The sequence below is a fragment of the Mesorhizobium sp. W067 genome (genome assembly GCF_054719525.1).
This window is the reverse complement of sequence record NZ_JBTTII010000001.1, coordinates 5452344-5470233: the sequence shown is the minus strand read 5'-3', so window position 1 is coordinate 5470233 and position 17890 is coordinate 5452344. Positions and strand designations below refer to the sequence as shown.

16 protein-coding genes are annotated in these 17890 nt (G+C 63.7%); 10 read left to right on the top strand and 6 right to left on the bottom strand.

Annotation, left to right across the window (positions count from 1 at the left end; all coding sequences use genetic code 11):
- Positions 1–269: 269 nt before the first annotated feature.
- The gene (locus ACYG97_RS26680) at positions 270–452 is read left to right on the top strand and encodes a hypothetical protein (protein ID WP_023732520.1); all 183 of its coding nucleotides are present in this window, start codon (positions 270–272) and stop codon (positions 450–452) included.
- A 154-nt stretch (positions 453–606) separates the two neighbouring features.
- Here ACYG97_RS26680 and ACYG97_RS26675 read toward each other — a convergent pair whose 3' ends face one another.
- Positions 607–1176: a Rha family transcriptional regulator gene (locus ACYG97_RS26675; RefSeq protein ID WP_023732522.1), complete on the bottom strand. Its 570-nt coding sequence runs from the start codon at positions 1174–1176 to the stop codon at positions 607–609.
- 450 nt (positions 1177–1626) lie between these two features.
- Here ACYG97_RS26675 and ACYG97_RS26670 point away from each other — a divergent pair, with 450 nt between their 5' ends.
- The gene (locus ACYG97_RS26670) at positions 1627–2127 is read left to right on the top strand and encodes an MmcB family DNA repair protein (RefSeq protein WP_023732523.1); all 501 of its coding nucleotides are present in this window, start codon (positions 1627–1629) and stop codon (positions 2125–2127) included.
- Positions 2128–2180: 53 nt separating this feature from the next.
- Here the strand turns inward: ACYG97_RS26670 and nhaA are convergent, their stop codons facing one another.
- The 5 genes from nhaA to ACYG97_RS26645 all read right to left on the bottom strand — a co-directional run bounded on the left by nhaA (position 2181) and on the right by ACYG97_RS26645 (position 9142).
- Positions 2181–3368 carry a Na+/H+ antiporter NhaA gene (nhaA, locus tag ACYG97_RS26665; RefSeq protein WP_023732524.1) on the bottom strand — a complete coding sequence of 396 codons (1188 nt, stop codon included), beginning with the start codon at positions 3366–3368 and terminating at the stop codon, positions 2181–2183.
- A gap of 371 nt (positions 3369–3739) precedes the next feature.
- Positions 3740–4303 carry an ActR/PrrA/RegA family redox response regulator transcription factor gene (locus ACYG97_RS26660; RefSeq protein WP_023672848.1) on the bottom strand — a complete coding sequence of 188 codons (564 nt, stop codon included), beginning with the start codon at positions 4301–4303 and terminating at the stop codon, positions 3740–3742.
- A gap of 86 nt (positions 4304–4389) precedes the next feature.
- On the bottom strand, positions 4390–5715 hold the full coding sequence (locus ACYG97_RS26655) for an ActS/PrrB/RegB family redox-sensitive histidine kinase (protein WP_023729620.1): 1326 nt from the start codon (positions 5713–5715) through the stop codon (positions 4390–4392).
- 32 nt (positions 5716–5747) lie between these two features.
- Complete coding sequence (hrpB, locus tag ACYG97_RS26650) at positions 5748–8210, bottom strand: ATP-dependent helicase HrpB (RefSeq protein ID WP_023732525.1); 2463 nt, start codon at positions 8208–8210, stop codon at positions 5748–5750.
- Between the two features lie 41 nt (positions 8211–8251).
- Complete coding sequence (locus ACYG97_RS26645; protein ID WP_023732526.1) at positions 8252–9142, bottom strand: DMT family transporter; 891 nt, start codon at positions 9140–9142, stop codon at positions 8252–8254.
- A 26-nt stretch (positions 9143–9168) separates the two neighbouring features.
- Between ACYG97_RS26645 and ACYG97_RS26640 the strand changes: the two genes are divergently transcribed.
- From ACYG97_RS26640 to ACYG97_RS26605, 8 genes are all read left to right on the top strand, one after another.
- Entirely contained in the window at positions 9169–9867 is a 699-nt protein-coding gene (locus ACYG97_RS26640; protein WP_023732527.1) for a PIG-L deacetylase family protein, read from the top strand.
- Between the two features lie 252 nt (positions 9868–10119).
- Positions 10120–11451 carry an ABC transporter substrate-binding protein gene (locus ACYG97_RS26635; protein ID WP_352913243.1) on the top strand — a complete coding sequence of 444 codons (1332 nt, stop codon included), beginning with the start codon at positions 10120–10122 and terminating at the stop codon, positions 11449–11451.
- A 229-nt stretch (positions 11452–11680) separates the two neighbouring features.
- Positions 11681–12628 carry a carbohydrate ABC transporter permease gene (locus tag ACYG97_RS26630; protein ID WP_033003843.1) on the top strand — a complete coding sequence of 316 codons (948 nt, stop codon included), beginning with the start codon at positions 11681–11683 and terminating at the stop codon, positions 12626–12628.
- Positions 12625–13575 (top strand): carbohydrate ABC transporter permease, encoded by a 951-nt coding sequence (locus tag ACYG97_RS26625; protein ID WP_023696983.1) that lies wholly within the window; start codon positions 12625–12627, stop codon positions 13573–13575. Before ACYG97_RS26630 ends, ACYG97_RS26625 begins: the two co-directional genes overlap by 4 nt.
- A 214-nt stretch (positions 13576–13789) precedes the next feature.
- Entirely contained in the window at positions 13790–13993 is a 204-nt protein-coding gene (locus ACYG97_RS26620) for a hypothetical protein (RefSeq protein ID WP_023694181.1), read from the top strand.
- 2 nt (positions 13994–13995) lie between these two features.
- Positions 13996–15108 (top strand): ABC transporter ATP-binding protein, encoded by a 1113-nt coding sequence (locus ACYG97_RS26615; RefSeq protein WP_023732530.1) that lies wholly within the window; start codon positions 13996–13998, stop codon positions 15106–15108.
- The gene (locus ACYG97_RS26610; RefSeq protein WP_023732531.1) at positions 15101–16114 is read left to right on the top strand and encodes an ABC transporter ATP-binding protein; all 1014 of its coding nucleotides are present in this window, start codon (positions 15101–15103) and stop codon (positions 16112–16114) included. The genes ACYG97_RS26615 and ACYG97_RS26610 overlap by 8 nt, the downstream gene beginning before the upstream one ends.
- Before the next feature lie 64 nt (positions 16115–16178).
- Entirely contained in the window at positions 16179–17822 is a 1644-nt protein-coding gene (locus ACYG97_RS26605) for a dihydroxyacetone kinase subunit DhaK (RefSeq protein ID WP_023732532.1), read from the top strand.
- The last annotated feature ends 68 nt before the right edge of the window (positions 17823–17890 follow it).

Genomic DNA, 17890 nt, shown 5'->3' with positions numbered 1-17890 from the left:
ACGGGAAGCCGTCGATACTGACTGCGAAGCAGCCGACTGGCGGCTTTCAGTGGGACATCAGGGGTCGTGGACCCCCTCCTGCTATTCTGACCGTCATCTTCTTTGCAACCTCCTCGTCTCTTGGCCTACCGGGCTGGGTTGAGGTTAAAGGGCTGTGTGGGGCCACGAACCCCCACACAGCCCTTATCGCATGAGTCGCTGGAATAAACAAGCAGCGCTAGGGTTGGCCGCTACGAAACCCACTCAAAACTCAAGCAGGACATCCTGTGATGGTATCCAAGCAGCCGAAGTCGCAAGTCGAGAAGTTCCGGGAAGCCGCCGGCGAACTGAAAACCGATCAGTCAGACGCCGCCTTTGAAGCCGTGGTGAACAAGATCGCCCACGCACCGAAGCTCACCAATGAGCAGATAAAAGAACTGGTGCGCCGGAAGCGAGAGGAAGCCAAGGACTAGGCCCCAATGCGCCGTGTGGTTTGAATCGGCGCATCGATCAGCGCCTTATAGCCAGTTGCGACGTGTTTGACGACTGCGACTTGGTCGTCGGGGTTTGAGATTTTCCTCGCTTCAAGTTGAAGGGTAACCGCACCTTCAACCTGGATGACCATGTTTAGCTGGTCGGTGGATAGATGGTCGCGGACATTGCACTTACCCGGGAGCTTCCATTTCGTCCGCAGTTGGGCTGCCGTCCCGCCGAACATGATTTTGTAAATCGCATCGGTGTTATTCGAATAGTGGAACCACTCCGTCGCACCATGCTCCTTGTAGGAATCGGTTGCGGCAATTCGGATAGTTTTGCTTCGGCCCCGAGTTTCAGCGCGTTCGATGCTACGTGGAGAAGCTCCGCCTCCATCATATTGAACGCTTGGATATAGCGCTCTTTCCAGCGCATTGCCCTAGGGCCGGTAAAGCCCATAACTAGCAACGAGAACCCATCCCGCGTCATGCGGAACATAGGCTGAAGGCGGCCACGATTATCCTCGTATTCAATCGGCTCAAAGTTGAGCCGATAAAATTCCTCTGAGCATTCAATGCCTTCGACATCGCGAAGGACATTTTTGTGTAATTTGCCGAACCGTTCCGCCACGGCCAAAGAGTCAACAAGCAAGCGCTCGTCGGTGAAGTTCAACAACTTCATCGCATCGAACATCGTCAACTGTTGCTCACCAGAATCAACCATCGCGGTGCCCCCGTTGCCCAAGGCGGCAACATTTAGCACAGGTGGCTCTATTCCCCTACGGCTGGGTAGCTTTCGGAAATTGCGCACGGTATGTTTAGCGTTCCATAGATTCTTCGAGGCGCTCCGTGCCACTTCCGATGTTTCTTTTTGCTGCAACGCCAGTCATGATATTTATATATTTCAGTCTTTTAGATATCAGAACAAATAGGTGGAAAAAGACCGATAGAAAACCTCTGCTATACGTCTATATAGCGCTTCATATCGCCGTAATTATTGGAATAATTGTATCCTTTTTTGAGTTATATATTAAAGATTGATAGCAGGGCTTGAATTGTCCCCTGCGCCGGCCTGTCAGGCATATAATCCTATTTCACTTTGGGTTTGTCAACCGGATAATCGCCTGGTCACACAGGGTTCAAACCGTGAACAAAATCTGGCATGGTGGCTGCCATGCCGATCATTTCACCGATTCCCCTCAATCCTCTCATCGACGGCCGCCAGTCCGAACGCGCCATGCTGGTGCGGCGCGGCGTGCAGAGGCTGTTGATGCAAATGGGCATGCATGTGCTGCCCGAACTGTCGCTGGCCACCGGGCGGCGCGCCGACCTTGTGGCGCTGACCCGGCAGGGCGATATCTGGATCATCGAGGTCAAATCCTCGATCGAGGATTTCCGCGTCGACCGCAAATGGCCTGACTACCGGCTGCACTCCGACCGCTTCTTCTTCGCCACCCATCCGGGCGTGCCATCGGATATCTTCCCCGAGGAATGCGGCTTCATCCTCTCCGACGGCTACGGCGCCGAGATTCTGCGCGATGCGCCCGAGCACCGGATGGCGGCGGCAACGCGCAAGGCGCTGATGCTGCGCATCGCACGGGCGGGTGCGGCGCGGCTGCTGGCGGCGGAACTGGCGGGTGTGGCGGTGCCGGCGCTGGCGGGAGAGAGCGAGTAGACGAAGCTCAAGTTCCTCGCCCCGCTTTGCGGGGGCGAGGAACCCAAGAACACCTACTCCACCACCTCCTCCACCCCTGCCGCCGGCGCCATCAGGAGCACGGCGGCACCCAGCAGCGCTGCAACGAAGGACCCCGCCAGGATGCCGACCTTGACGGCGTCCTGCAGCGCCATGTCGTTGGCGAAGGCGAGCAGGCCGATGAACAGGCTCATGGTGAAGCCGATGCCGCAGAGCAGCGAAATGCCGATCATGTGCAGCCAGCCGGCATTGACCGGCAGGTCGGCGAAGCCGAGCCGGATCGCCAGCGCCGAGGAGCCGAAGACGCCGGCCAGCTTGCCCAGCACCAGGCCGGCGGCAACGCCGAGCGTCAGCGGCTCGACCAGGGCAGAGGCGCTGAGGCCGGCCAGCGACACGCCGGCATTGGCAAAGCCGAAAATCGGGATGACGAAGAACGGCACGATCTTGTGCAGGCCGTGCTCCAACCGGTGCAGCGGCGAATGGTCGAGATCGTGCCCGCTGCCGGGAGAAGTTTTCAGCGGAATGGTGAGCGCCAGCGCCACGCCGGCCAGCGTCGCATGCACACCCGATTTCAGCACGAGCACCCACAGCACGGCGCCGAGCACGAGGTAAGGCGTCAGCCTCGTCACCCGCATGCGGTTGAGCACGATGAGCACCGCGATGACGGCGAAGGCCGCACCGAGATAGGCCAGCGACAGGCCGCTTGTGTAGAAGATGGCGATGATGATGACGGCGCCGAGATCGTCGATGATGGCGAGCGCGGTGAGAAATATCTTGAGCGACGCCGGCACGCGGTTGCCGAGCAGCGACAGTACGCCGAGCGCAAAGGCGATATCGGTGGCGGTCGGGATCGCCCAGCCGGAGAGCGCGGCGGCGTTGTTGCGGTTGATGGCGACATAGACCAGCGCGGGAACCAGCATGCCGCCGGCGGCGGCGACGCCCGGCAGCACGCGGCGCGGCCAGGTCGAGAGCTGACCGTCGAGCATCTCGCGCTTGATCTCGAGGCCGACCAGCAGGAAGAACACCGCCATCAGCCCATCATTGATCCAGTGCGACACGCTGAGCGGGCCGAGATAGGCGTGGAGAGCGGCGAAATAGGTTTCGGCCAATGGTGAATTGGCGACGATCAGCGCAAGGGCTGCCGCAACCATCAGGATGATGCCGCCCGCCGCCTCGCCATCGAGGAATTCGCGAAGGATGGATTTCGGCTGCTTGTCGCGCATCTGTGCTCCGTTGCCGGGTTTTCCGGCGGCGTTATTGCCGATGATGGGCAAAGGTCGATGGCACGGCAAGCGCAACTGTTTCCAGCGTTGGCGCCGCCCCTCATTGTCCTGCCGGACGTTCGTTATTCGAAAAGCCAAGCAGTTGGCTTTTCGTCCGCTTCGCGGACCATTCCTCAACTCCCCGCATAGCGACGGGGAGAAAGAGGCAGCTTCAGCCTAGCCGTCGTCTCCTGCAACGCCGGCGATTGGCGAAACCGGCGATGAGAGCGCCCCTCTCCCCCGTCTCTATACGGGGAGAGGATGCCGGCAGGCAGGTGAGGGGCAGCGCTAAGGTTCGGCAATTGGCGGCCGGCGCCGCCGGCGCGTGAACCTCAGCGTGGTGCGCGCTTGGCGAGTATGCGCTGCAGCGTGCGGCGATGCATGTTGAGCCGGCGCGCGGTTTCCGACACGTTGCGGTCGCACATTTCGTAGACGCGCTGGATGTGTTCCCAGCGCACGCGGTCGGCCGACATCGGATTTTCCGGGGGGGCGGCGCGCTCGCCGGCGGTGCGGGTGAGCGCTGCAAACACGTCGTCGGCGTCAGCCGGCTTCGACAGATAGTCGATGGCGCCGAGCTTCACCGCGGTCACCGCGGTGGCGATGTTGCCGTAGCCGGTGAGGATGACGGTGCGGGCATCGTCGCGCTTCTCGCGGATGGCGGCGACGACGTCGAGGCCGTTGCCGTCGCCAAGCCGCATGTCGACCACCGCATAGGCCGGCGGGTGGGCGCGCGCCTTGGCCACTGCCTCCTCGACGCTCTCGGCCGTCTCGACCACGAAACCCCTGGTTTCCATGGCGCGGGCCAGCCGCGTCAGGAACGGCTTGTCGTCGTCAACGATGAGCAGCGAGGTGTCCTCGCCTTCGACCATTGCGCCAATTGCTTCTTCGCCAGTCATTATCTTAAAAAATCCTGCTGCCTTAATTTTACGCAGATATAGTTCCTGAACGCCATTGTCCAATTTTGCCGCCTCCGCCAAGGCTTTTACGCGGTGTCGAACATCGAGATCCCCACCGATTCCGGGTTAAGGAAGACGGTGCGGGGCCACGATATCTGCACGATGGCGCCCTCGCCCAGTCCGCTCGAATTGCGGAAATCGAGCGTGGCGCCGGAGCGTTCGAGCAAGGTCTTGGCGATGAACAGCCCGAGGCCCAGGCCACCGCCGGCTTCGTTGCCCTGGCGCGTCGACATATAGGGCTCGCCGATGCGGTCGATGATTTCGGGGGGAAAGCCCGGCCCGTCATCGATGATCGAGAAGGTGACGTCGAGTTCGTCCCAACTCCATCGCACCGTCACACTGTTGCGGGCGAAGTCGACGGCGTTCTCGACGAGATTGCCGAGGCCGTAGATGACGCCGGGGTTGCGTCGTCCCACCGGTTCGGGGCCGACGCGCTCGCCCGGCCGAAGCTTGATCGAGATGCCGAAATCGCGGTGCGGCGCCGTCACCTCCTCGACCAGCGAGGTCAGCGGCAGACGGGACAGATGCGCCTCGCCCTCGGAGGACAGGCTGGTCAGCCGCTTCAGGATCTCGCGGCAGCGCTCGCTCTGCGACCGCAACAGCTTCACATCCTCACCATATTTCGGATCGTTGCCCAGCGCCTTCTCCATTTCCTTGGAGACAAGGGCGATGGTGGCGAGCGGCGTGCCGAGCTCGTGCGCGGCGGCGGCGGCGAGGCCATCGAGCGCCGACAGATGCTGTTCGCGTTGCAACACCAGTTCGGTGGCGGCAAGCGCATTGGCGAGCAGGCGGGCTTCCTCGGCGACGCGGAAGGCATAGATGGCGGTGAAGGCGATCGAGGAAAACACCGCCATCCATATGCCGGCGACATAGATGAATGGCATGGGCAGCGGCGCGCCCTCATACCATGGCAGCGGCTGGTGGAAGAAGACCAGCAACGTGGCCGCCGCCATGACCAGCGCGCCGAGCACCGCAGTTAGCCGCAGCGGCAGCGACGCCGCCGAGATGACGACGGGCACGGTCATCAGCACCGAGAACGGGTTGGTGAGGCCGCCAGTCAAAAAGAGCAGGCCGGCAAGCTGCAGGCTGTCGAAGGTTAGGATGAAAAAGGCTGAGAACGGGGTCAGCCGGTGCGCTGCCGGATAGCGGAAGGTCAGCACCAGGTTGAGCCAGGCCGAGCAGGCGACCAGCGCGAAGCAGAGGCTGACCGGCAGCGGGAATTTGAGCCCATAGGCGACGACCAGCACCGCCAGGCTCTGGCCGACGATGGCCAGCCAGCGCAGCCGGATCAGCGTGTTGAGGCGCAGCCGCTGGCTTTGCTGGAAGTCTGGCGCGTGCACAATGTTGATCATGGCCAAGGATTATAGCCGGGAAAGGACGAGCGCTAGGTCCCTCGCGGTTTGGCGCGGGCGGTGGCCGCAGCGAGCAGCGGATTTTCCGGCCAGACATGGCGGGGATAGCGGCCGCGCATGTCGGTGCGCACATCGGCCCAGGAGCCGCGCCAGAAGCCGGGCAGGTCGCGCGTCGTCTGGATCGGCCGGTGCGCCGGCGACAACAGCTCGAGCGTCAGCGGCACGGTGCCGTTGGCGATTGCCGGATGGCGGTCAAGGCCGAACAGTTCCTGCACGCGGATGGCCAGCACCGGCCATTCGCCGTCATAGCGGATCGGCACATGGCTGCCGGAGGGCGCGTCGAAATGGGTCGGCGCCAGTGTGCCGATCTTGCGCTGCAATTCGTGCGGCACCAGCGCCATCAGGCCTGACGACAGCACGCCGGGATCGATGGCGGCGAAGGATGCCTTGCCCGACAGGAACGGCAGCAGCCAGTCGTCGAGGCGTTCGAGCAGGGCGGCTTCCGAAACATCGGGCCAGGGCGCGCCGAGGCCGCGATGCAGCCAGCCAAGCCGTTGGCGCAGCGTCTCGCCGTCCTTGCCCCATTCCAGCAGCGACAGGCCGTGCTCGCACAAGGCATCCAGGATGGCGCGGTCGGCGTCTGTTCCGTTTGGTGCGGGCAGCATGCGCTCCGACAAAGTGATGGCGCCGAGCCTGGCGGTCTCGCGCACGCGCACCGCGCGCCGCTCGCGGTCGAAGCTTGTCTCGCGGCGCGTCTCGATCCTGTCGGCGAGAGCGGCACGGATGTCGGTCTCGTGGACCGCGGCCGCGGCGGTTATACGAGCGTTTTGCGCCTTGCCTTGCAGATCGGCGACGACCAGCCAGGTCTCGCCGGCCAGCGGATCGGCGGCGTCGACCATTGCACCGGAGCCATTGGCCAGCACAAAACGGCCGCGCTCACCGCGCGCTTTTGCGACACGGTCCGGCCAGGCGTGGATGAGGAGAAGACCGGCAGAAGCGGTTTCGCTGCTCTTGGCGCCGCCCGCCTCCTTCGCCAATCGCCCGGCAAGCTGCCTTGCCGCAACGGCGCGCGGTGACTTTTCGGTGCGGAAGCGCATCAAGCGCCGTTCGAGGTCGGCGCCGTCGCCGCCGAGACCACGCTCGGTGAGCAGGACGGCTAGCATCGCAGCCTCGAGCGCGTGGCCGCCGCCAGCGGCTTCAGCGACCATGTGTGCGAGCCGCACGGGCAGGGCCAGCTTGCGCATCGCGCCGCCCGCCTCCGTCAGCCGGCCAGCCGCATCGATGACGTGCAGCGCCAGGAGCAGGGCCCGCGCCTCGTTGAGCGCGGGAATGGGCGGCGGATCGAGGAAGGACAGGCTTGCGGGATCGGCGACGCCGAAGGCGGCGCAATCGAGCAGCAGGCCGGACAGGTCGGCTTCGAGAATCTCGGGTGGGGTGAAGGCGGGAAGGGCCGCCGTCTGCTCGGCCCGCCAAAGGCGGATGGCGACGCCTGGCTGTGTACGCCCGGCGCGGCCGGCGCGCTGGTCGGCGGACGCCCTGGAAACGCGCACCGTCTCCAGCCGGGTCAGGCCGCTCGCCGGTTCGTAGCGCGGCAGCCGCGACAGGCCGGAATCGATGACGACGCGCACACCGTCGATGGTGATCGAGGTCTCGGCGATCGACGTCGCCAGCACCACCTTGCGGCGGCCGGGCGGCGCCGGTTTGATGGCGGCATCCTGCGCCCTGTTGTCGAGCTGGCCGTAGAGCGGCACGATGTCGGTGTCGGCGCCGAGCCGGCCCTGCAGCCGCTCGGCGGTGCGCTCGATCTCGCGCTGTCCCGGCAGGAAGGCGAGCACGCTGCCGCTCTCGCCGGCAAGAGCGGAGCGGATCGCCTTGGCCATGGCGTCTTCGATGGGAACGCCGGCTGGCCGCTCGTCGTATCTGACATCTACGGGGAACGCACGGCCTTGGCTTTCGATCACCGGGGCGCCGGACAGGAGTTTCGCGACGCGCGCGCCATCGAGCGTTGCCGACATCACCAGCAGCCGCAAATCCGGCCGCAGCGCGCCCTGCACGTCGAGCGCCAGCGCCAGGCCGAAATCGCCGTCGAGCGAGCGCTCGTGGAATTCGTCGAAAATCACCGCGGAGACGCCGGGCAGCTCGGGATCGTCTAGGATCATGCGCGCCAGGACGCCTTCGGTGACGACCAGGATTTTTGTCCGGGCCGATGTGCGGTTTTCCATGCGCATGGCATAGCCGACAGTGGCGCCGGGCTCTTCATCAAGCAATTCGGCCATGCGGCGGGCGGCGGCGCGGGCGGCGAGCCGGCGCGGTTCGAGCAGGACGATCTTGCCGGCGCCCAGCCACAGCGCATCGAGCAGCGCCAGCGGCACCAGCGTCGTCTTGCCGGCGCCAGGCGGCGCCACCAGGACGGCGCTGTTGCCGGAGGCGAGCGCCTCGCTCAATGCCGGCAGCACAGCCGAGACCGGAAGCTCGGGCAAGGATCTCGTCGTCATTGCGTCCGCATATCAGCGGTCACCATGGCCATGCAACCGGATCAAAGCCTTGTGCGTGAAAACGGGTTCCAGCGCACCGTGCCCAGCCGCACCTCCTCGCGCACCATGGTGAGCAGGCCGGACGCGCCGACGACGGCAAGGCCGACCAGCGATATCCAGTCCGGATACTCCTGGAAGAACAGCGCGCCGAGGATGACCGCCCAGACGATCTGCGAATAATGCGTCGGCGCCATGCGGTTGGCCGGCGCGTATTTGGCGGCCAGCAGCTGCAGCAATTGGCCGCCGGCGGTAAAGGCGCCGCCCAGCACCAGCCACAGCAGCTGCATGGCGTTGGGGAGGGTGAACGATGTAGCGATGGTGCCGGCCCCGTTGAACAGCAGCCCGTAACCGATGAGCACGCCGAGCATGGTGGTGCGCTTTTCCTGCTGGGCGAGCGACCGCATCAGGATGACGCTGGCCGCGGCGAGGAAGGCCACCGTGAAGGCGGCAAGGTGTCCGAGATGCAACTCGCGAAAACCTGGCCGCACCACCAGCATGACACCTGCAAAGCCGGCAACCACCGCCAGCCAGCGCCATGGACCGACCTTTTCTTTCAGGATGACGGTCGAGAGAATGGTAACGCAAAGCGGCGCCAGGAAGATCAGTGCATAGGTCTCGGCCAGCGGAATGGTGGTGAAGGCGTAGACGCTGAGCACGCCCGAGGCGATGCCGGCCCAGGCGCGGGCCTGCACCGCCCATGGCCGCCCGGTGCGCCAGAAGTCGCGCCAGCGCTCATCGACTGGGCGGCTGAAAAACAGGAAGCAGCCGGCAAACAGCGTGGTGAAGAAGCCGATCTCGAAGACGGTGAACTGTCCGCCAAGGCTCTTGATAACGGCATCGCTGCACGAATAGCTTGCATAGGCGATGAGGGCGAGCAGGATTCCGTTCGTCACGTTTTTCCATTTCCGGGGAGAGTGCAGTGAAGGTATTGGCGCTCGGCGCGCATCCCGACGACATCGAGATATTCATGTTCGGTACGCTGGCTGCCTATGCCACGCAAGGCGCAGAACTGACTTTTGCCGTGGCCACGGATGGCGCCAGGGGCGGCATGGGCGACCCGAGCGTTTTGGCTCGTGTCCGCCGCGACGAGGCGTCGGCCGCTGCGGCGTTGCTCGGCGCAACCCTTCGCTTTCTCGACTTTCCCGACGGCGAACTGGTGGCCGATGCGGCACTGATCGCTTCGCTGAAAGCGCTGATACGCGAGACCGCGGCGGATCTGGTGATCACGCATGCCCCCAACGACTATCACGCCGACCATCGTGCTTTGTCGGACGGCGTGCGCATCGCGGCCTCGTTCGGCGTCCCCGTGCTGCATGCCGACACGATGGGCGGCACCGGTTTTGTGCCGACGCATTACGTCGACATTTCCGCCTACGGCGATATCAAGACGCAGGCGATCCGAGCGCACCAGTCGCAGTGGCCGGAGCAATATGTCGACAGAGCGCGCGTCCAGAATGAGTTTCGCGCCGGGCAATGCAACAGCGTTCCCGGCTCCCTGGCCGAGGCCTTCCGATTCGAGCCGACATTTCCCTTCGCCGACATCCGCGCGCTGCTGCCGCCCGCGCCCCCTGTTCGGCGGGTGACGCCGCAGACGAAAATTATAGGCGACCCCGGCTAAGCAACTTCCGGGCGAGCCGTCCGGCAATCATTTCCCAACGATTTCAATCGCCGTTTCGCCATGTTGCGGCGCAGCGACGAATTCGCTTGCCTTGTTTAGTAAAAATTGCATCACTAAACAAATTACTAAACATCTGCGGCGCACCGCGCCGCCCTGGCGGCATAGCGTGCCGTGTTTAGCCCCTCGGAGGAGCGAGGGTTGAGGGGTTCTTGAAACGGCCATCCGGGCGCGTTTCGCAAATGGGAGGAAGGCATGAAATCGAGCTTGAAACTGGCGTTGGGGCTGGCCTCGGCGATTACCGCGTCGACAGCCGTCTCGAACGCGGCGCACGCTGAAGACCTGACGCTTTGCTGGGCCGCCTGGGATCCGGCAAACGCGCTGGTCGAACTGTCCAAGGATTTTACCAAGGAAACCGGCATCGGCATGAAATTCGAATTCGTGCCGTGGACCAACTATGCCGACCGCTTCCTCAACGAGCTCAACTCGCACGGCAAACTTTGCGACCTGATCATCGGCGACAGCCAGTGGATCGGCGGCTCGGCCGAGAACGGCCACTACGTCAAGCTGAACGACTTCTTCGACAAGGAGAAGATCAGCATGGACGACTTCGTGCCGGCAACCGTCGTCGGCTATTCCGAATGGCCGAAGAACACGCCGAACTACTGGGCGCTGCCGGCCATGGGCGACGTCGTCGGCTGGACCTACCGCAAGGACTGGTTCTCCAAGCCGGAACTGCAGAAGGAATTCAAGGAAAAGTATGGTTGGGACCTCGGCCCACCGACCACCTTCGACCAGCTGAAGCAGGTCGCCGAGTTCTTCCAGAAGCGCGAGATCGACGGCAAGACCGTCTATGGCGCCTCTATCTACACCGAGCGCGGCTCGGAGGGCATCACCATGGGCGCCATGGACGTGCTCTACAGCTTCGGCTTCCAGTATGAAAACCCGAAGAAGCCCTACGAGATGGAAGGCTTCGTCAACTCCGAGAAATCGGTGAAGGGGCTGGAATTCTACAAGTCGCTCTATGATTGCTGCACCCCGCCCGGCGCGTCGAACAGCTACATGGGCGAAGGCGTCGACGCCTTCAAATCCGGTCAGGTGGCCATGCACATGAACTTCGCCTTCACCTGGCCCGGCCTGCAGAAGGACGAGAATGTCGGCGGTGACAAGATCGGCTACTTCGTCAATCCGAAGGGTCCCGGCGGCGCCCAGTTTGCGCAGCTTGGCGGCCAGGGCATTTCGGTCGTGTCCTATTCAGACAAGCAGGAATCGGCGCTGAAATACATCAAGTGGTTCGCCAACAAGGATGTGCAGGCCAAATGGTGGTCGCTCGGCGGCTATTCCTGCCTGAACGCGGTGGTCAAGGACCCGGCCTTCCCGTCCAGCCAGCCCTATGCACAGACCTTCCTCGACTCGATGGCGATCGTGAAGGACTTCTGGGCCGAGCCGAGCTACGCACCGCTGCTGCAGGCGTCGCAGAAGCGCTTCCACGACTATGTCGTTGCCGGCCAGGGTTCGGCCAAGGACGCGCTTGACGGCCTGGTCAAGGACTGGACGCAAGTGTTCCAGGACGACGGCAAGATGTAACCGGACCAACGGCTCCTCCCGAGCCTGACCCCAGAGGCGGATGATTTTCAGGCCGAATCGATCAGAAATCATCCGCCTCAGGGCTAAAAAGAGAGAGAGCATGATGTCGTCCGAAAACCGCTTCACACTTTTCGGCATCATGCTCTTGGTCCCGTGCTGCCCTTGGCACGGGACGCAGTTCAGATAAATTCCAGTGTCGAGACTTGACGTGACCGAAGCAGGACTCACCATGCTCAATCGGACTGCGGAGAACGTTGCCCGGGCGACCCCGGAGCCGTTGGCCCGCAAGGTCCGGGGGATCAGCGACAAGGGCCTCGCCTGGCTGTTCATCTCGCCGACGATCCTGTTGCTCTTGGCCATCAACATCTTCCCGCTGTTCTGGGCGATCTACCTGTCCTTCACCAACTTCCGCGCGAACCGCCCGAACGAGGTGGTGAAAAACCTCGGCTTCGCCAACTACCAGCGCATCCTCGGCGACCAGGACATCTGGATCGCCATGCAGACGACGGCGCATTTCGTGTTCTGGACGATCCTGCTGCAGACGCTGATCGGTTTCACGCTGGCGTGGCTGATCGACAGGAAGTTTCGCGGCCACCCCTTCTGGACGACCATCATCCTGGTGCCGATGATGCTGTCGCCGGCGGTGGTCGGCAATTTCTGGCGTTTCCTCTACGAGCCGCAGATCGGCCTGTTCGCCTACGCCATCTCGTTCGTCACCCGGATACCACCGACCGACATCCAGATGCTGTCCAACGTGTCGCTGGCGCCGTGGTCGATCATCATCGTCGACACCTGGATGTGGACGCCCTATGTCATGCTGATCTGTCTCGCCGGCCTGCGCTCCATCCCCGAATACATCTATGAAGCCGCCGAGGTCGACCGCGCGTCCAACTGGCGGCAGTTCTGGTCGATCACGCTGCCCATGGCGCTGCCCTTCATCATGCTGGCGGTGCTGTTTCGAGGCATCGAGAACTTCAAGATGTTCGACATGGTCAACCTGCTGACCGGTGGCGGGCCGGGCTCGACCACCGAGGTCGCCTCGATCACGCTGAAGCGGCAGGCCTTCGAGAGCTGGCGCACCGGATATTCCTCGGCCTTCGCCATCATCCTGTTCGTCGCGGTGTTTGGGCTGGCCAACATCTACGTCAAGGCGCTGAACAAGGTGAAGCAGAGATGAGCCTGACCACCGCCCACTCCGTCGTCGCCCCCTCGGCCAATTCGAAGCGGATCGCCGGCACGATCATCGTGCTCTACGCGCTGATCTCGATCGTGCCGTTGCTGTGGATCTTCGCCACCAGCTTCAAGACGCCGCCGGATTCGATCGCCTATCCGCCCAAGATTCTGTTCCAGCCGAGCATCGAGGGCTATTGCAACCTGTTCACGACGCGCACCAGGCAAACGCCCGACTACATCAACTCGCTCGGACCCGCGACCGGTTTCTGCGACGAGACCTCGCGCAAGCGCAACATGGTGATTGCCGGCCCGTCCAACTTCCTGCCGCGCTTCGTCAACTCACTGATCATCGCCTTCGGTTCCACCTTCTGCGCCGTATTCCTCGGCACGCTGTCTGCCTATGGTTTCTCGCGCTTCAAGGTGCCGCTGGCCGATGACCTTCTGTTCTTCATCCTGTCAACGCGCTTCATGCCGCCGATCGCGGTCGCGATTCCCATCTACCTGATGTACCGCGAGCTCGGCCTGTCCGACACCGCGCTGGGCATGATCCTGCTCTACACGGCGGTAAACGTGTCGCTGGCGGTGTGGCTGCTGAAAGGCTTCATCGACGAGATCCCGCGCGAGTATGAGGAAGCGGCGATGATCGACGGCTACACCAGGCTGCAGGCCTTCTGGCGCACCGTGCTGCCGCAAGCCACCACCGGCATCGCCGCGACCGCCATCTTCTGCCTGATCTTCGCCTGGAACGAATATGCCTTCGCCGCACTCTTGACGTCCGGCACCGCGCAGACCGCGCCGCCCTTCATCCCGACCATCATCGGCGAAGGCGGCCAGGACTGGCCGGCGGTTGCGGCCGGCACGACGATCTTCCTGGTGCCGATCCTGGTTTTCACCGTCCTGCTTCGCAAACAATTGCTGCGCGGCATCACTTTTGGGGCGGTGCGCAAATGATTGATGTGCCAGGTCGACCCCCACTCCCTCGAGCTTCGCTCGACACCTCTCCCCCGATCGACGGGGTAGAGGAAGGACGCGAACTTCATTCAGGCAGGCTGCCTTCCTCTCCCTCCGGAGGGGGGAGAAGTGGCGCTGCGAAGCAGCGACGGAGTGGGGGAACCACCTGGCAACCGTCTCGCCCCGTTGCCGGGCAGAAGGAAGGCAGCTACGCATGACGCGCCCAGCCATCTCCAAAAAGTCATCCTGGCCTCGCTGGGCCCGGCGCGGCCTCATGGAAAACATTGCGACGGCGCTCATCGCCGTCGGCTTCCTGATGCTGTTCCAGCCTTTCGCGCTCGCGCTCTACACCTACTCGTTCATCACCATGCTCGCCGGCACAGTGATGTTCATCATCGTCTCGAAATTCCCGGAATAATCATGGCCGAAATCCGCGTCCAACATTTGAGAAAGGCCTTCGGCGATTTCGTCGCCGTGCAGGATTCCAGCTTCATCGTCGAGGATGGCGAGTTCTTCGTCATGCTTGGCCCGTCGGGCTGCGGCAAGACCACGACGCTGCGCATGATCGCCGGGCTGGAACTGCCTACGGGCGGCCAGATCCTGCTCGGCGGCGAGGATGTCACCATGCGCCGGGCGCGGGAGCGGGACATCGCCTTCGTGTTCCAGCTGTTCGCGCTCTATCCGCATATGAATGTGCGCAAGAACATTGGCTTCCCGCTTCTCGCGCAAGGCATGCCCTCGGCCGAGATTCGAAGCCGTGTCGAGGAAACGGCGAAGCTGCTGCGCATCGACCATCTGCTCAACAAATCGGTCTCGGGCCTTGCCGGCGGCGACCGCCAGCGCGTGGCGCTCGGTCGCGCCATCGTGCGACGGCCAAAATGCTTCCTGATGGACGAGCCGCTCGGCACGCTCGACACCGAATTCCGCGATCTGATGGTGCATGAGCTGCGCGAGCTGCACAACCGCATCCACGCCACCACCGTCTATGTCACGCACGACCAGATGGAAGCGATGTCGATGGCCGACAAGATCGCCGTCATGAACCATGGCGTCATCGAACAGTTCGGCAGCCCGCGCGAAATCTACGACCGCCCGGCAACCATGTTCGTCGCCGATTTCATTGGCTCGCCGCCAATGAACTTTCTCGGCTTTGGCGGCGGATTGGCGAAGGGGGCGAAGGAGATCGTAGTGCAAGGCGCCAAGGTGGCGGTGCCGGAAGTGCGCGAGGATATCGCGCCGGCCGACATGGCGCTCGGCATCCGCCCCGAGCACATTCGCTTCGACGACGCCTCGAAACTACGCGGCGCCATCTATGGCACCGAATATCTCGGCACGACGCAGATCGTGGCCGTGGAAACGGCGGGCGGGATCATCAAGGCGCGGGTACCGGCCGAAATCCGGCTTGCTGCCGGCGACCATGTCGGCCTGACGCTGAACAGCGCGCGGTTGTCGCTGTTCGACAAGGGCTCGGGTCGGGCGGTGCGCACCGCTGTTCACGATACCGCCTCTCAAGGGAGAGCGCAGCATGGCTGACGTGCACATCAAGGGCGTGACAAAAAGCTTCGGCGACCATGTCGCCGTCGATGGCCTCGACCTTAACATCGCCGATGGCGAATTCGTCGTGCTGCTCGGCCCGACCGGCGCTGGCAAGACGACGGCGCTGAGATTGATCGCCGGACTGGAGCGGCCGGATGGCGGCAGGATCGATATTGGCGGCCACGATGCGACGACGCTGTCGCCGGCCGAGCGCGACACCGCTTTCGTCTTCCAGCAATATTCGCTCTATCCGCATCTGTCGGTCTACGACAACCTCGCCTTCCCGCTGCGCTCGCCGGCGCGGAAAGTACCGGAGGACCAGATTCGCCGCCGCGTCGAAGAGGTGGCAAAGATGGTGCGCATCCACCACAAGCTCGCCAACCGCTCGACCAAGCTGTCGGGCGGCGAGATGCAGCGCGTCGCCATCGGCCGAGCGTTGGTGCGCAAACCGTCGATCTATCTGATGGACGAACCGCTGTCGTCGCTGGATGCCAAATTGCGCGCCGATCTCAGGCTCGAACTCAAGCGCATCCAGGCCGAACTCGGCGCCACGATGCTCTATGTCACGCACGACCAGATCGAGGCGATGACCATGGCCGATCGCATCGGCATCCTCAATGACGGCGTGCTGGTGCAGATCGGCACGCCGCGCACAATCTATTCGGAGCCGGCCAACCTTCATGTCGCGGCCCGCCTCGGCCAGCCGGCGATCAACCTGCTGCCGGCCGGGCTGCTGCCTGATGGTGGGGCGCCGACCGGAACCAAGACCATCGGCGCGCGCACCGAGCATCTGTCGATCGAGAAGACCGCAAGCGGCCATGCCGACGGCGTCGTCGACTGGGTCGAACATCTCGGGGACCAGAACCATCTGCATGTTACGGTCGGCCCGAAGAAACTGGTGACGCTCACCGACCCCGATACGGATCTGGCCGAGGGCGACAAAGTGGTGATCCGCTACCGCTCGCCACTTTATTTCGGCGCCGACGGACAAAGACTGATGTGAGGTTTTCGGTATCTCGCCAAGGGCACGGCACCGGCTTCTGATTGACGAATACAGGACGAATTCGATGAAGCACTTTTTCAACCGCAGGGAAACGATCGTCACCGAGGCGCTGGACGGGCTGTTGCGGACTATCGGTTCCGGCGATCTCGCCCGCCTCGACGGCTATCCCGAGATCAAGGTCGTGCTGCGCGCCGACTGGGACAAGGCAAAGGTTGCCGTCGTCTCCGGCGGCGGTGCCGGGCACGAACCGTCCCATGCCGGGTTTGTCGGCAAGGGCATGCTGACGGCGGCGGTCTCGGGCGAGATCTTTGCCTCGCCCAGCGTCGAGGCGGTCCTGGCGGCCATTCGCGCGGTGACCGGCCCGGCTGGCTGCCTGCTGATCGTCAAGAACTACACCGGCGACCGCCTCAATTTCGGCCTCGCGGCCGAGAAGGCGCGCGCCGAGGGGTTTCGCGTCGAGATGGCGATCGTCGCCGACGACATTGCCTTGCCCGATATCAACCAGCCGCGCGGCGTCGCCGGCACCTTGTTCGTGCACAAGATATCAGGCCATTTGTCGGAGACGGGAAGCGGTCTGACAGCGATCGCGACAGCGGCTCGCGCGGCGGCGAAGGACATCATCTCGCTCGGCATGTCGCTGTCGTCCTGCTCGATCCCCGGCCAGCCACATGAAGAGCGGTTCGGCGAAAATGACGGCGAACTCGGCCTCGGCATCCATGGCGAGCCGGGCGTCGAGCGCATCGCCGTGCAGAGCGCCGACAGACTTGTGGCGATCATGGCGGAGCGGCTGGCCGCGCGGCTCGACCCGAACGCCAGCCACGCGTTGCTCATCAACAATCTCGGCTCGGTGCCGCCGCTCGAAATGTCGCTGGTCGCCAATGCCGTGCTGGCCTCGCCGCTGGCCAAGACCGTGAAGCTTGCGATCGGCCCCGGACCGCTGATGACGGCGCTCAACATGAACGGTTTTTCGCTGTCGCTGATCAAGCTCGATGCGGCGCGCGAGGCAGCCTTGCTGGCGCCTGTCGGCCCACATGCCTGGATGCCCGCCAAAACTGTCGTCGCGCCGGCTATCGTGCCTATGGCGAAAGCGGCTGGAAACAGCGCAGCCCAAAGGGCCAGCCAGGATTCCGGCACCAGGCGTTTGATCGTCACGGTCTGCGAACGGCTGATCGCGCTCGAAGAGACACTGAACGGGCTCGACGCCAAGGCGGGCGATGGCGATACCGGTTCGACGGTTGCGACCGGCGCGCGCAGCGTGCTGGAACGGCTCGATGCGCTGCCGCTGGCCGACCCTGCCGCCACGCTTGCGGCTATAGGCGATAGTCTGGGCGTCGCAATGGGCGGCTCCTCAGGCGTCTTGCTGTCGATCTTCTTCACGGCGGCGGCTCAGGCTTCGAACGGCGGAGCAACCCTGTCCAAGGCGCTGCTTGCCGGGCTTGACCGGATGACCTTCTATGGCGGCGCCAGGGTCGGCGACCGCACCATGGTCGATGCCTTGGAGCCGGCGCTGAAGGCGCTCGATGCCAAGGGGCTGGATGCCGCGGCTACAGCGGCACGGCACGGCGCCGAGGCGACCGCTGCCATGGAGAAGGCGAAGGCCGGACGCTCCGCCTATGTTGGCGCCAAATTGCAAGGCGTAGTCGACCCTGGCGCCCATGCCGTGGCCGAAGTGTTCGCGGCCGCCGCCGCGCTGCATGCAGCGGCCTGACGGCATGCTTCGATTGTCGAATGAAAACTCTTGCGATACTGCCGGCAGGATCGAAACCGGGAATCTGG